This window comes from Chelativorans sp. YIM 93263 (genome assembly GCF_028767125.1).
GTDB lineage: Bacteria > Pseudomonadota > Alphaproteobacteria > Rhizobiales > Rhizobiaceae > Chelativorans.
Genome location: NZ_JAKCWP010000004.1, coordinates 186,984 through 200,541, shown reverse-complemented (window position 1 = coordinate 200,541; position 13,558 = coordinate 186,984). Strand labels below are relative to the sequence as shown.

Genomic DNA, 13,558 nt, shown 5'->3' with positions numbered 1-13,558 from the left:
GCTGGCAGCGCGCTGCCGAACGGCAGAGCTTAACCTGCGCAATTGGAGCAGGCGCCACGCATTTCCCCAACGGGGGTATCCTCCAAAAAACGAGTTGAGTGATTCCAAAATTCGCGACCATCCGCCCGTGGAGAGAATCCACCGCGACATCACCCTCCTGATCACGACCTTCATCAAACCGACATGCAGGACGAGTAATAGGTGTTGGAAACGTTTCCAATGTGGCTTCCGTTGATAGCTCAAGAGGCTTTTCGTGTCCCGTCCGCCGACGATCAAGGATGTTGCCGAGCGTGCCGATTGCGGCATCGCGACCGTCAGCCGTGTCCTGAACGGGCGGGGATCGGCGAGCGCGCAAACGCGCCAAAAGGTCTTCGCCGCGGCCGCTGAACTCGGCTTTGAATTCAGCCCCTTGGGGCGCTCACTCCAAAGCAACAGCACGAGAACGATCGGCTGTATCGTACCATCACTGGCCAATCCGGTGTTTGCCGAGGTGGTCCAGGCCGCACAAACAGAGATGTTGCGCCAGGACTACCAACTCATCCTTGCCTGCTCAGACTATGATGAGGGGCTGGAAACAAAGGCGATCCGCACGCTTCTCTCGAAGCAGGTCGACGGGCTGATCGTAACCGTAAGCGATGCACAGAGCAGCGCAGGACTAGATCTCATCCGTGCCCGGAGTATACCGTGCTGTCTTATCTACAATCGGCCGGGCAACGGCCTGCCATCCTGGACTGTCGACAACGTTGGCGCCGCATGGGCAGTTGCGCGGGCATTTGCCAAGCATGGCCACGTTCACACTGGCTTTCTTGCCCTACGCTTCAAACGTTCGGACCGCTCCCGAGAGCGTTATGAAGGATATGTGGCGGCGTGCACGTCCCTCGGGATGTCTCGTCCAAGCCTGCTCGAAATCGAAGAACAGGAAGGCAATCTCCTGGAGCTTCTGGGCGGGCTCTTAGCCGAAAACCAGAACCTGACAGGCATCTTCGCGTCTAACGACTATCTCGCGCTCGCGGCTATGAAAACCGCCCGCGGTCTGGGCAAGACGGTACCGGGAGATCTTTCCATTGTCGGGTTCGACGGCATTTCCACAGGTCTCATGGTGGAGCCCAACCTGGCAACAGTCATCACAAATCCTCAAGCAATCGGCCGCGGCGCGGCATCGACCGTTCTTGCGCAACTGACCGGCGCCGCAGCGCCTGAGCAACCTGATCCTGCAGAAACCTTCAGTTTCCGGTCCGGAGGGAGCCTCGCTTCTCCCGGACCGGATCGCCCGGATGACGGAGAAGCCGTCACTCCCCCGTCATCCTACCAGCAACCCCGAAGCCGTTGAAATCCCTTCAGGAGTTACCGCAATGAAACATATATGCATCGCCGCAGCCGTGACAATCGCTTCCATTCTGCCAGCACAGGCCGAGGATGCCGTCTGCTACAACTGCCCGCCGCAATGGGCCGACTGGGCTTCGATGCTCACAGCCATCGAGGACAAGCTTGGCATCACGATGCCGCATGACAACAAGAATTCCGGCCAGACACTCAGCCAACTCCTGGCCGAAAAGGCCAGCCCCGTGGCAGATGTTGCCTATTACGGCGTCACGACGGGCATCAAGGCCGGCAACGAGGGCGCCGCCGCCGCCTACAAGCCGGAAGGCTTCGACGAAGTTCCAGCCGGCCTGAAAGATCCCGAAGGCAAGTGGTTCGCCATCCACTACGGTACGCTTGGTTTCTTCGTCAACGTCGACGCTCTGGGCGGGGCGCCGGTCCCTCAGTGCTTTGCCGATCTCACGCAACCCGAGTATCGCGGCATGGTCGGCTATCTCGACCCGTCCTCCGCTTTCGTTGGCTATGCCGGCGCGGTGGCTGCCAACCTCGCCTTTGGCGGCGACCTGGAAAACTTCGACCCGGCGATCGAGTATTTCAAGGAACTCGCCAAGAATGATCCGATCGTACCCAAGCAGACCTCCTTCGCCCGCGTCGTCTCCGGCGAAATTCCGATCCTCTTCGACTACGACTTCAATGCCTATCGCGGCAAATATGAAGAGGAAGGCAATTTTGAATTCGTTTTGCCGTGTGAAGGGTCCGTTCGCGTGCCTTACGTCATGAGCCTGGTTGCCGGCGCACCGCACGAAGAAGCCGGTAAGAAGGTTCTCGACTTCATCCTCTCCGACGAAGGCCAGGCCATCTGGGCCAATGCCTATCTGCAGCCGGCCCGTCCAGTCGATCTGCCGACCGATATCGCGGCAAAATTTCTTCCCGCCAGTGACTATGACCGCGCCGTCGCCGTGGACTATGCCGAAATGGAAAAGGCTCAGGCCGATTTCGGGGAGCGGTACCTGAACGAGGTCAATTAACGCGCCCGCCTCTTCGCGCCGGGAGCGGCTCTCTGCTCCCGGCACACCACCCAAGCCCCTCTGAAAGCCCGCCATGGCTCACCGCATCTTCGTTTCTGTTTGCCTGCTGCCGCTTGCGGTGTTTTCGCTGGCCTTTCTCGCCCTGCCGCTCGTGCGCCTTGTTGGAGCCTCGGTCGAAGGGCCAGACGGCTGGGGGATCTATCTGCAGATCCTGCAAACGCGCCGCTATCTGCAAACGCTTCTGCAGACCGTGCTCGTCTCATTGGCAGTCAGCGCGGCGGCACTGGCGATATCCACGACAGCAGGTCTGTTCCTCGCCCGTAACCATTTTCCCGGACGAGGCGCTCTGCTTTCCATACTGACCCTGCCGCTTGCCTTCCCGGGCGTCGTCATCGGTTTTCTGATCATTTTGCTCGGCGGGCGCCAAGGGCTCTTCAACCAGCTTCTTCCAGGCCACGTTGTCTTCGCCTATTCCCTGACCGGCCTTTTTCTCGGCTATCTCTACTTTTCAATCCCCAGGGTCCTCCTCACCGTCATGGCCGCAGCGGAGAAGCTCGATCCGGCGCTGGAAGAAGCCGCGCGCACGCTCGGCGCCTCGTCCGTTCGCATCGTCACTGATGTCATCCTACCCGGCCTTGCGCCCTCTCTGATCGCCGCCGGCGCCATCGCCTTTGCCACCGCCATGGGCGCCTTCGGAACGGCCTTCACGCTCGCCACTGACATCGACGTCCTGCCCATGGTCATCTATACGGAATTCACGCTGTCGGCGAACATCGCAATGGCCTCCGCGCTTTCCGTGGTTCTGGGGCTCGCCACCTGGGCCCTGCTTCTGGTCGCGCGCAGCTTTACCGGCACCACCGTCGCCGCGGGAGGTTGAGATGAGACCCTCGCCCTCCTGGCTGTTGCAACTCGCCGTCACCCTTTTGACGGCGGCATTCCTGATCATCCCAGCTCTTCAGTCGATTCTCGCCGGCTTCACATCCAACTACTTCCGCGGCCTTTCCTCCGGCCTGACACTGAAATGGCTCGGGGAGGTCTGGGACCTCTATGCGCACAGCATCTTTCTCTCGCTGTGGCTGGCCGCCGCCTGCCTTTTCTTCACGCTGGTGATCGGCGTTCCCGCCGCTTACGCGCTAGCGCGAAATCCGGGGCGCCTGTCCCGCGTGCTGGAGGAATTCATCTCGCTGCCGCTCGCGGTTCCAGGCCTTGCGCTCGCCCTCGCGCTGCTCCAGCTCTATGGCTCGATGTCAGGTTTTCGCACCTCCTGGGCCTTCATTCTGGTCGGCCACGTTCTGTACACCCTGCCCTTCATGGTGCGTGCCGTTCTCGCCGTGCTGCTCGCGATGGACCTGAAAACCCTGGAGGAAGGGGCGGCCACGCTGGGTGCTGCCCCCTGGACACGATTCCGGACTGTCGTCGTGCCCAACGCCCTGCCGGGGATTCTCGCCGGCGCGCTGACCGTCGTCACGCTTTCCATCGGCGAATTCAACCTGACCTGGATGCTCCATACCCCATATTTGAAAACACTCCCCGTTGGACTTGCAGACAGCTACGCCTCGATGCGCCTTGAGATCGCGTCGGCCTACACGCTGGTCTTCTTCGTGATGATTGTGCCGCTTCTTGTGGCGATGCAATGGGCGTCCGACAGAGCCCGAAGGATCACGCAATGACGCTCATCATAAAGAACGCCAGCAAAACGTTTGCCGATGGAACGCACGCCCTCCGGCCAACCAGCCTCACGGTCGGCCCGGGAGAAATCCTGTCCCTCCTTGGTCCGTCGGGCTGCGGCAAGACCACCTTGCTCCGGATCATCGCCGGACTTGAACGACCGGATCCCGGCGGCGAGATCCGCTTCGGCAATGAAGACGTCACCCGTCTTGCGGTCGAACGGCGCAATGTCGGCATGGTGTTCCAGTCCTACGCCCTTTTTCCCAATATGTCGGTCCGCGGGAATGTCGCATACGGCCTGAAGGTCCGGAAGGTTTCCAAGGCGGAACAGACGCGCCGGGTCGACGAAGTTCTCGCTCTTTGCCACCTGACGGATTATGCGAACCGCCCTGTTACAGTCCTGTCCGGCGGTCAGAGGCAACGGGTCGCCTTGGCGCGTGCCGTTGCCCCGCGCCCGCGCATCCTGCTCCTGGACGAACCACTGTCCGCCCTCGATGCGGCCCTGCGCGACAGTCTGCGCGACGAACTCGCGGCCATGTTGCGTCAATTTCAGATCACTGCCGTCTTCGTCACCCACGATCAGGTCGAGGCGATGTCGATTGCCGATCGGGTCGCGGTCATGTCGAAGGGTACCTTACAGCAGATCGGCAAACCGGAGGAGCTCTACCGCAACCCCGCCTCCCCGTTCGTCGCGCGCTTCGTTGGCAACGCCATGCCGATGATGGGCCAACGGGAACCGGGACGGCTGATCCTGAAAGGCGGGGAACTGACACTTCCCAATGATGCACAGCCCGGCCAGGCCTTCGTCCGGGCGGAAAACATTCATCTCGACCCGGAAGGTGCCCTTCGGGGCACGATCGAGACGGTTTCATTTTCGGTCGGTCACTATCGCCTCGGGATCCGGGACGTCACCGATGACATACTCATTGCAACCCATCCCGGAAGGCAGGCGCCGCGCCCCGGCGACACCGTGCGCCTGCGTATTGCAGCCGATGATCTCCTTTTTCTTGTCGACAAGAACGGCCAGACCACATGACCAAGATCCTGCAGATTTCCGACACCCATATCGTCCCCGAAGGGGAGCTTGCCTATGAAAAGGTCGACACCGCAGCGGCCCTCGCAGACACGGTCGCGACCATCAACCGCCTGCTGCCTCAGATCGGGCCTGTCGATCTCGTGATCGTCACCGGAGATCTGACCGAGCACGGAACCCCGGAAGAGTATCGCCACTTCCAGGACATTGTATCGAATCTGGACGTGCCATGCCGCGCCGTGCCGGGAAACCATGATCGGCGCGAGGCAATGCGAGAGAGTTTTTCAAACGCGAACTGGATGCCCGCCACCGGACCGATCGGCTGGATCGCCGAATTTGCCGACTGTATCACCGTCGGGCTGGACAGTCTGGTGGAGGGCAAGGCCCATGGGGCGCTCGACGGTGACACGCGCCATTTCCTGCAAAATGCGCTTGCGCGCTCCGGCGGCAAACCCGTGCTGATCGGCCTGCACCACCCGCCCTACGCCGCCGGTATTGCGGCCATGGACGCCCAGAACCTTATCGATCCCACGCCACTTCTTTCGGCCATCACGGATTACCCGGGCGAAATTCGCCTCGTCTGCGGACATCTGCACCGCTCAATAACCGGCATTTTTGGCGGCCGGATCTGCCAGGTCTGTCCCGGTACGTCCCATGCAGTTACCCTGGACCATCGTGCCGCTGCCGAAAACAGCCTGACAATGGAACCGGGGGGCATGCTCCTGCACGAAATCCGCGAGGGAGCGTTCCTCACCCACTGGATACCTGTCGGTCGTTTCCAGGGGCCTTATCCGTTCGCGGGCTTTGAACCATAGCTGTGCCACTCGGCGGCAAAGTCTCCCGAGGGTGTCTGGATCGATCGTTATGTCTGGCGCTACCATTCCCTGCTTGGCTCTTTCGGCGGCCGTCCAATTGCCGATCGCCACTAAAGACAAAGAAAAACTCTACTTCCCCACTGGCGGCTCCGGCATCGTCATGCCTCCGCCTTCAGCTTGAAATAATACCCGGCTAAGCCATGGCCGCATAATCGGCCATGGAGTGACGAGCCGCTGCCGCCGATCTGGGCAGTCCGTAGTTGGGCTTTCTGAGCCGCCTTGCAATTGCCGGGGAGCTGGGCGTTGCCTGAAAGGCACTATTTGCACGCTCCATGCCCGTTGCATCAGCAGTCAGACGTTTGGTCGGCCTCCGCGATAATATTTCGTGAGTTCTGGGCGTTCCAATTGGGCGTGAACCCGTTGCCCAGGACGAAAGTCCGCAGTCTCAGGCAGCCAGACCGCCGGCATCCTTTCCCATTCCGCGCACGATCCTTTCGACCGCGTCGGACAACGCAACGAAGCCACGCCGCTGTTCTATACCTTCTTCGTGCTCGACCCGGCCGCTGGCGATGCCATCATACATCCCGAGCAGCGCATCGGCGACCTCTGGAGGCACTCCTTCCTGCGCGAGCACCGCAGCACGAGCCTCAGGCGGAACGAATGCCGTCTCCACAGGGCGGCCGAGGACGCCGCTGAATGCGGCCGCAACATCGTTCGCGCTCCAGTCCTGAGGGCCCCGCAGTTCAACGATCCGCTTGCCGCTGAGGTCGTCACCCAGCAGCCAGGCAGCGGTGCGCCCCACGTCGATCGTGCTCACCATCGGGATTGTCTGCGAGGGTTCGAGAAAGCTCGGAAGCACGCCCTCAGTGATCACTGCCGGTGCTACCTCGCCCCAAGTCTCGGCGAAGTAACCTGGCCGCAGGAAGGTGGTTGACGGTGCTGCCCCCTCGAGATGCTTCTCCAGGCGATTGAGCGTTGCGATGACGCCCGTGCCCGTCTCGTGCTGGGCACCGACGGAAGACAGGGCGACCAACTTTGGCAGCCCGGCCTGTCGCACCGCTTCTGCAAGTGCGCTGCCGACCTCTTCCGCGCGTCTGCAGGGATCGCCGCTGACGGGCGGAGGACAGAGCAGGAAGGCACTCGCCGCGTTCCTCAGTGCTGCGGTAAGGCTTGGCACGTCCTCGATGCTGCCGATCGCTACATCAGCGCCCAGCTTCGTCCACTTTTCCGCCTGCTCCCGTTGTCGCAGCACGACGCGGACGGGTTTCCCCGATTCGATCAGGGCGTGGGCGGTCTCGCCTCCAGCTCGCCCGTTTGCTCCAAGCACTACGTACATGTCAGTTCTCCTTGCTAACGGCTTGGAGAATAGGTTGCGTATTGCCATGCGTCTAATGCATGTATTACATACCGAGCATGCGTGAAGTGAATTTGAGGAATGCCGACCTCAATCTGCTGGTTGTGCTTGATGCGCTGCTGGACGAGCGGAGTGTGACCCGAGCCGCAACGCGGCTCGGCATGAGCCAACCCGCTGCGAGCCGGGCACTTGCGCGCTTGCGGGTACTTTTCTCCGATGCACTTCTGGTCGACGGGCCGGGCGGATATCTGCTGACCGCGCGCGCGGAGGAGATGCGGCCTCTACTGCGCAACACCTTGGCAGGCGTCAACGAACTTCTCGACGGCAGAGCATTCGATCCGAGGCAGGCGGCCGGCTCCGTGCGCCTTTTGATGCTGGATCTGGAGGCCGCAGTCCTCGGCCCGCGGCTGATCGCCAGTCTCGCGCAGCAAGCGCCGGCCGTCGATCTCGAGGTGGTGCCGCCAGGGGTGCGGCCCCTCGATGCGCTTGAAGCCGACGCTGTGGATGCCCTCATCGGCGTCGTCGACGACGCGCCTGCCGGAATCCGGAAACGCAAACTCTACCAGGATGAGTTCGCGACCTTGATGCGTGCCGAGCATCCTGCCGCGGGCAGGAAGCTCACGTTGGAACGGTTCCTTGAACTGGAACATGTCGTCGTCAGCATCACCGGGACCGGCCGAGCGTGGGTCGATGAGATCCTCGCTCGCTCGGGCAGGCAACGCCGGGTAAAAGTGCGGGTCCCAAGCTTCTTCGCGGCAGTTGAAATCGCCGCGCGTTCCGACCTGGTCATGACGTTGCCGTCCAGCCTTGCTCGAACGGCCGCTGACATGCGGCGTTTCGTGATGGCGCCGCCGCCGCTCGACCTGGGCAGCGTGGTGATGAGCCTTGTCTGGCATGCGCGCCATCAGGATGCCCCAAGACATGTCTGGCTGCGCAGAACAATCGTCGCGGCAGTTGGCGATATTGGCCCGTAGTGATCACCGCCGCCACTGCAGAGCAGCGGGGCGAGTGCCTCGACGTATTATGGCAATGTTATGGACCCGACCCGCAGCTGATGGTTGGGGCCGGAAGTGGACTGGCAGCTACTTTACCACGACAACGCGATCAAGCGGAGGTGACGCGGGAACCGGTTGAACGTCGAGAAGCAGCTGTTAGAGACATTGCGCCGGTGGAGCTGGTCAAGCCGGATGACGCCGAGGCAAGCGCGGGCTGACCTCGCCGTTGATATCGACTACCGCGGTCCGAACCAGGTGGTGAAAGCTTCGAAGAGGCCCTCTCCGTCCCCTCCCCGACCAGGCGCTGATCGAGCACCTCAATCGTGCGCGCATGGGACCGAGCGCACCGGGCTGGATACGCTCCTTGTTCACCCGCTTTTTGATGATGACGACGTCGACGCCGGCCAGCGTCAACTCGGCACCGAGCATCAACCCGGTCGGGCCGCCGCCGGCTATGATCACAGTATGATCGGTCATGAGCACACCTCCCCGTATCGAAAGGGGGCGTGCGCTTTACGGGCTTGAAGCAAACTCCTTGTGCGCTACTTATCAGGATAGGCGAGACAGCACTTGCTTCCGCCAGCTCCCTCATTCTGCAGGCTCACGAGCCAGCTGCAGTTTCGGAGGTGAGGTCAATGTCTTTTCTCAGAAATGCGACCTACCACCGGAGCGACCGCCCGGGACAACTTTATCGTGGGTTCACGACGGCGAACGTCGGCTGTATCTAATCCATCCCCAACTGCCTATAGATCCGCTTGACGTAGCTCCCGAAGCTATCCGACGTTTTCATGTCCAGCGTGCGTGGCTGCGGCAGATCGATGGCGAAATGGTCGGACATGCGGGCCGGTCCGGCCGTCAGAACGGCGCAGTGAGATCCCAGAAAAACGGCTTCCTGTATGCCGTGGGTTACGAAAACGATTGTCTTGCGGCTGCGCTCCCAGATGCGCAGCATCTCGAGATTCATCTTCTCCCGTGTCATGGCATCGAGCGCACCGAAGGGCTCGTCCATTAGAACGAGTTTGGGGTCGTGGATCAGCGCCCGCGCGATGGACGCCCGTTGCTGCATGCCTCCCGACAGCTCGTAGGGGTGCTTATCCTCGAAGCCGGCAAGACCGACCATGTCCAGAAGTTCGCGCGCGCGCTCGCGGCTTTCCTTGCGGGGGATGTGCAATATATCGGCCGGCAGCATCACGTTTTCGAGAATGGTCCGCCACTTCAACAGGAGCGGCTGCTGGAAGACCATTCCCACGTCGCGTCCGGGCCGGAATGCGCTTCCGCCACCGCCTATGGTGACCTGCCCCTCCTCGACCTCGTACAGCCCGGCGAGTATCTTCAACACCGTGGTCTTGCCGCAGCCGGAAGGTCCGACGACGGAAACGAGATCGCCTTCTTGAATGTCGAGCGTCACATCCGAGACGGCGACGAAATCTTCGCCGTCGTTTCGGAAAAGCTTGCGTACGTTTCGCAGCCGGATGAATGGCTCGGCTTCGGCCTTCGGTGTTGCCGTCTCACTCATGAAAGCCACCTTTCCAGGTTTTCCCGGACGAAATCATCGTCCGAAAGATCAGGATGTTCAGCGTAAACCCTGCTGATTTCCCGCGATTGTCCGGGGCCCAAGCCCTCCGCCAGGTCCAAGCACCAGATGCCGTCGAGCAGCCCCTGTCGGCGTAGCACCTCGTGACAACCGGCGATGCAGCCGTGAAAGTCGTTCGCGACGTCGAAAAAAGCTGCGTTGCAATCCGTCACCCGGCTGTCGAGCGCCAGAAGCTCCGTATCGAGTGAGCCATCGCCGTCAACGGCCGCGTGAATGCGCTCGAGAAGCTGAACGGCACGCCGCGTCCAGACCGACCAATGGCCCAGCAGACCGCCACGAAAGCGGACCGTAACGGACCGGCCGTCGCGGCGCACCACGAACGGGGTCAGGAGATCGGCGACGATGTGATCGTCGTTGCCGGTATAGAGCGTGATACGGTCTTCAGCGCCGGCGGCGACGATCCCGCGCATAACATCCAAAGTCCGATAACGATTGAATGGCGCCGCCTTGATGCCGATCGCATTATCGATCCTGCCGAAGCGTTCCCAGAAAGACGCGTCCAGTTCGATTCCGCCCACGGCGGTCTGCATGTAAAATCCGATAATGGGTATTTCGGCGGATACTTTTTCGCAATGCGCGATCAGCGTATCCGTATCGGCGTCTTTCAATGCCGACAGGCTGACCAGCCCGGCATGATAGCCAAGCTCCACGGCCTTCCGCGCCTCGTTCAGGGCCTGTTCGGTCTGACCGGCAATACCGGCCACCATAAACAGTGGCCGATCGGTCCAGTCCCGGCTGTCTTCGATGGCTGCCTTTAAAACCGTTTCGTAATAGCCCTTCTCGCGGATGGCGAATTGCGTCGTGTGGACGCCAACCGCCAAGCCACCCACGCCGGCGTCGACATAATACCGGGTCAAGGCTCTTTGCCGCCGGCGATCGAACCGGCGGTCCGCGTCGAGAGCGAGGGGATGAGCCGGAATGACCGCGCCCTGGCGGAAAATTTGCATCAGCTCCGGGTCAATGTCGGTGTAATGTCGTGCCATGCTTCCGGCCTCCTGATCCAGTACCTGCGGCCTATCCGAACTCGGGGCCGGCGATTGCAAAGAGCCTCGAGATGTCGTTGGAGGGCTTGTGCACTCCTCGCGACATGCGCAGGAAGGGGCGTTGCGGAACGAATCCTTGGTCTTCCAGTGCTTTCACGACCTTGGTGCGACCATCGATGACATCGATGAAAACACGCCCCTTGAGGGCCGCGAGGACGTCACTCAACAACTCGGAGGCCACGTCCTCGTCTTCGGCAAAGAGCGGGCCGATCTGGCAGGCAAGATCGCCGTCACGGCCGAAGATCGCCCCCCTGCCCTTCGCCGGCACGCGCGCCGCTTCCGGCAGGCGCCGTGCGAAGGACGAAAGAAGTGCGTTTCGTCTCACGCCAAGCGTCGCAAGATCCAACGCCAGCGCCTCTTCGAGGTGATCGGTATTCATCGCTTCGCTGTTATGACGGGAAGCTGGCGAAGAACCCCCTTTGCTGGCCTGCCCCTGCCAGCGGGTAATGCGCAAATCCCCTTCGAAGCCGAGCGCCCTGTAGACGGGCTCTCCTTCCGGCGTTGCGTCCAGAAACGCGGTCCGGTTCTGCCGGTCGATTTCGTCGAGACATGCTTTCAGCAGCCGGGTGGCGATTCCGCGCCGCCGGTGGGATTTCAGAACGAGCACCATGCCGATCCAGGCGAGGTCTTTTCCATAGGGCATTATGGCCGCGCTGCCGACGACCCGCCCCGCATCCACAATTCCGAACACCGCCCCTTCCGACAGGAAGAGCCGCCAGTCCTCTTCACACTGGTTCCAACCCGCTTCGCGCGACAGCGCCATCAGGTCCGGCAGGTGCGCCGGGTTCAGAACGCCTGGATCGTCGTCAGTAGGCGCCATCGCGCGCCTCGAAGCGGGTCGGTTTGTCGTAGGTTGGCTGATCGCGCTTCAGCCAGTCTGCCGTCCACGTCATCATGCGCCCGAGCGGCACCACCGGATAACCCATGAGATCGCACGCCTGCGCAGAATTGGTAAGCCAGGCGGTCTGGGCTTCGGTCCCTGTGATGACGGGCTCCTTGCCAAGAACCCTGCCGAATTCTTCGGCCAACCAGCGTACCGAGATGACCTCCGGCCCGGTCACATTCAGCGGGCTTGTCGGAGACGTCGCATGGCGCAGGCAACGCAGCGCCTGGCTGTTTGCATCGCCCTGCCAAATGACGTTGACATGCCCCATCGAGACATCGACGGGATCTCCCTGCCAGACCTTGCGCGCCACATCGTGCAGCACGCCGTAGCGCAGATCGATCGCATAATTCAGCCGGAAGAGACGGCCGGGTGTGCCGTACCGCCCGGAAAAGTAGCTGAACATCCGCTCGCGTCCGATGCAGGAATTGGCATATTCGCCAGGTGGCGTCAGCGGCGCATCTTCCGAGGCTCCCATGCCGTCGGTGGGAGTGAAGGAATAGACGCACCCGGTGGAGAAAGCGACGATCCGCGAGTCCTTGAATACTTCCGCGACCATGGCGGGCACATGAACGTTCATCGCCCATGTCAAAGGCTGGTCGCCCTCGGCCCCGAACTTGCGGCCGGCCATGAAGACGATGTTCTTGCACTGCGGCAGCGATGCCAGTGCTGCGGAGTCGAGAAGGTCGCACGCGATGGTCTCGATGCCATCGGCCTCCAGTTTCTCCTTCACGGCCGGATCGCTGAAACGTGCCACCGCGATGATGCGTTTTTCCGGCGCCGCGTTGCGCGCGAGGCGGCACAGAGAGGGCCCCATTTTTCCGGCAGCGCCCAAAACCATGATGTCGCCGTCCAGCGCCTTCAAATCATCGATAAGCGCAGCGCTCGGCCGCGCCAAAAAATCTTCGAGTGCGTCGACGTCGCCAATGCTGTCGGGAAGATCGATTGCCTGAAGCAAAGGCCCGGAATCCGCATACCGTTTGTCGTTGTGCTGGCTCATGGGCAAAGATGTCCTGCTAAGCGTTTGCATTGTGATGTCACGAGAGCCGCGCATCCTTGGTCACCAGGAGATGTTCCAAGGCCAGAACGGCGAAGTAGAGGAGCACGCCCAGCATCGTGATCAAGGTCACGGCCATGAACATGGCCGGCGTGTCGAGCGAAGACTGTACCTGGATCATCAGGTAGCCGAGACCACGTGCGGAGGCGATGAATTCGCCCACGACCGCCCCGGCGACGGCGAGAATGGCCCCGACCTTCATGCCGGAGAAGATGTAGGGCAGAGCGCCTGGCAGTTGGATGTAGATGAAGGTCTGCCATTTCGAGCCGCGTAGCGACTTCACCAGGTCCAGCAGATCCGGCTCGACCTCACGCAGGCCACGGACCGTCGTCAGCAGGATTGGAAAGAAGCAGAGACTGAAGGTGATCAGGATGTTCGTGCCGATACCGTAGCTGAACCAGACGATGACCAGCGGTCCGAGGGCCACTTTGGGAATCATGTTCAACGTGACCAGCAACGGAAAAAGTGTCACCAGTGCGAGCCGCGACCACGTGAAGATGAGTGCGCAGGCAACGCCAGCCACCGTAGCCAGGACATATCCGCCGAATATCTCAAGACCGGTGACCCAGGTATTCGACAGCCAGCTGTAATGATCACCGGCAAGCGTAGCGAGGATCTCGGAGGGCGGCGGCAGGATATATCGCTGGATATCAAAGATCCTGACCACAGCCTCCCACATGGCCAAAGCGACGAGGTGAATAGCTATCGTCAGGCTCTGATTGCGCGGAAACCAGCCCCGCCGCCTTGAATGTGCTGTCACAACTCCGC

14 protein-coding genes are annotated in these 13,558 nt (G+C 61.5%); 7 read left to right on the top strand and 7 right to left on the bottom strand.

Annotated features, from left to right (window positions below; translation table 11 throughout):
* Positions 1–253: 253 nt before the first annotated feature.
* From LY631_RS10685 to LY631_RS10660, 6 genes are all read left to right on the top strand, one after another.
* Positions 254–1,330, top strand: a complete 1,077-nt coding sequence (locus LY631_RS10685) for a LacI family DNA-binding transcriptional regulator (RefSeq protein ID WP_274425302.1) — start codon at positions 254–256, stop codon at positions 1,328–1,330.
* Positions 1,331–1,352: 22 nt separating this feature from the next.
* A complete protein-coding gene (locus LY631_RS10680; RefSeq protein WP_274425301.1) occupies positions 1,353–2,348 on the top strand; it encodes an ABC transporter substrate-binding protein in 996 nt (331 codons plus the stop codon).
* A 73-nt stretch (positions 2,349–2,421) separates the two neighbouring features.
* Positions 2,422–3,225, top strand: coding sequence for an ABC transporter permease (locus tag LY631_RS10675; RefSeq protein ID WP_274425300.1), 804 nt, complete (start codon positions 2,422–2,424; stop codon positions 3,223–3,225).
* Between the two features lies 1 nt (position 3,226).
* Complete coding sequence (locus LY631_RS10670; RefSeq protein WP_274425298.1) at positions 3,227–4,018, top strand: ABC transporter permease; 792 nt, start codon at positions 3,227–3,229, stop codon at positions 4,016–4,018.
* Positions 4,015–5,052 (top strand): ABC transporter ATP-binding protein, encoded by a 1,038-nt coding sequence (locus tag LY631_RS10665; RefSeq protein ID WP_274425296.1) that lies wholly within the window; start codon positions 4,015–4,017, stop codon positions 5,050–5,052. The genes LY631_RS10670 and LY631_RS10665 overlap by 4 nt, the downstream gene beginning before the upstream one ends.
* Positions 5,049–5,864: a phosphodiesterase gene (locus LY631_RS10660; RefSeq protein ID WP_274425295.1), complete on the top strand. Its 816-nt coding sequence runs from the start codon at positions 5,049–5,051 to the stop codon at positions 5,862–5,864. Before LY631_RS10665 ends, LY631_RS10660 begins: the two co-directional genes overlap by 4 nt.
* Positions 5,865–6,309: 445 nt before the next feature.
* On the opposite strand, the gene LY631_RS10655 is transcribed toward LY631_RS10660, so the two are convergent.
* A complete protein-coding gene (locus LY631_RS10655) occupies positions 6,310–7,200 on the bottom strand; it encodes an NmrA family NAD(P)-binding protein (RefSeq protein ID WP_274425294.1) in 891 nt (296 codons plus the stop codon).
* 77 nt (positions 7,201–7,277) lie between these two features.
* On the opposite strand from LY631_RS10655, the gene LY631_RS10650 reads away from it, so the two are divergent.
* Positions 7,278–8,192 (top strand): LysR family transcriptional regulator, encoded by a 915-nt coding sequence (locus LY631_RS10650; protein ID WP_274425293.1) that lies wholly within the window; start codon positions 7,278–7,280, stop codon positions 8,190–8,192.
* Positions 8,193–8,396: 204 nt separating this feature from the next.
* Here the strand turns inward: LY631_RS10650 and LY631_RS10645 are convergent, their stop codons facing one another.
* The 6 genes from LY631_RS10645 to LY631_RS10620 all read right to left on the bottom strand — a co-directional run bounded on the left by LY631_RS10645 (position 8,397) and on the right by LY631_RS10620 (position 13,550).
* Positions 8,397–8,690 (bottom strand): FAD-dependent monooxygenase, encoded by a 294-nt coding sequence (locus LY631_RS10645; RefSeq protein WP_274425291.1) that lies wholly within the window; start codon positions 8,688–8,690, stop codon positions 8,397–8,399.
* A 247-nt stretch (positions 8,691–8,937) separates the two neighbouring features.
* Positions 8,938–9,729, bottom strand: coding sequence for an ABC transporter ATP-binding protein (locus LY631_RS10640; RefSeq protein ID WP_274425289.1), 792 nt, complete (start codon positions 9,727–9,729; stop codon positions 8,938–8,940).
* On the bottom strand, positions 9,726–10,790 hold the full coding sequence (locus LY631_RS10635; RefSeq protein WP_274425288.1) for a dihydrodipicolinate synthase family protein: 1,065 nt from the start codon (positions 10,788–10,790) through the stop codon (positions 9,726–9,728). The genes LY631_RS10640 and LY631_RS10635 overlap by 4 nt, the downstream gene beginning before the upstream one ends.
* A gap of 31 nt (positions 10,791–10,821) precedes the next feature.
* Positions 10,822–11,670 carry a GNAT family N-acetyltransferase gene (locus LY631_RS10630; protein ID WP_274425287.1) on the bottom strand — a complete coding sequence of 283 codons (849 nt, stop codon included), beginning with the start codon at positions 11,668–11,670 and terminating at the stop codon, positions 10,822–10,824.
* Positions 11,657–12,733: an NAD-dependent epimerase/dehydratase family protein gene (locus tag LY631_RS10625; RefSeq protein ID WP_274425286.1), complete on the bottom strand. Its 1,077-nt coding sequence runs from the start codon at positions 12,731–12,733 to the stop codon at positions 11,657–11,659. The genes LY631_RS10630 and LY631_RS10625 overlap by 14 nt, the downstream gene beginning before the upstream one ends.
* Positions 12,734–12,770: 37 nt before the next feature.
* Complete coding sequence (locus tag LY631_RS10620) at positions 12,771–13,550, bottom strand: ABC transporter permease (protein WP_274425285.1); 780 nt, start codon at positions 13,548–13,550, stop codon at positions 12,771–12,773.
* Positions 13,551–13,558 lie beyond the last annotated feature (8 nt).

Bases quoted from the DNA above. Each gene is read 5' to 3' on its own strand.
- LY631_RS10680 (WP_274425301.1), top strand. From the start codon at position 1,353: ATGAAACATATATGCATCGCCGCAGCCGTGACAATCGCTTCCATTCTG.
- LY631_RS10675 (WP_274425300.1), top strand. From the start codon at position 2,422: ATGGCTCACCGCATCTTCGTTTCTGTTTGCCTGCTGCCGCTTGCGGTG.
- LY631_RS10670 (WP_274425298.1), top strand. From the start codon at position 3,227: ATGAGACCCTCGCCCTCCTGGCTGTTGCAACTCGCCGTCACCCTTTTG.
- LY631_RS10665 (WP_274425296.1), top strand. From the start codon at position 4,015: ATGACGCTCATCATAAAGAACGCCAGCAAAACGTTTGCCGATGGAACG.
- LY631_RS10660 (WP_274425295.1), top strand. From the start codon at position 5,049: ATGACCAAGATCCTGCAGATTTCCGACACCCATATCGTCCCCGAAGGG.
- LY631_RS10655 (WP_274425294.1), bottom strand. From the start codon at position 7,200: ATGTACGTAGTGCTTGGAGCAAACGGGCGAGCTGGAGGCGAGACCGCC.
- LY631_RS10650 (WP_274425293.1), top strand. From the start codon at position 7,278: ATGCGTGAAGTGAATTTGAGGAATGCCGACCTCAATCTGCTGGTTGTG.
- LY631_RS10645 (WP_274425291.1), bottom strand. From the start codon at position 8,690: ATGACCGATCATACTGTGATCATAGCCGGCGGCGGCCCGACCGGGTTG.
- LY631_RS10640 (WP_274425289.1), bottom strand. From the start codon at position 9,729: ATGAGTGAGACGGCAACACCGAAGGCCGAAGCCGAGCCATTCATCCGG.
- LY631_RS10635 (WP_274425288.1), bottom strand. From the start codon at position 10,790: ATGGCACGACATTACACCGACATTGACCCGGAGCTGATGCAAATTTTC.
- LY631_RS10630 (WP_274425287.1), bottom strand. From the start codon at position 11,670: ATGGCGCCTACTGACGACGATCCAGGCGTTCTGAACCCGGCGCACCTG.
- LY631_RS10625 (WP_274425286.1), bottom strand. From the start codon at position 12,733: ATGAGCCAGCACAACGACAAACGGTATGCGGATTCCGGGCCTTTGCTT.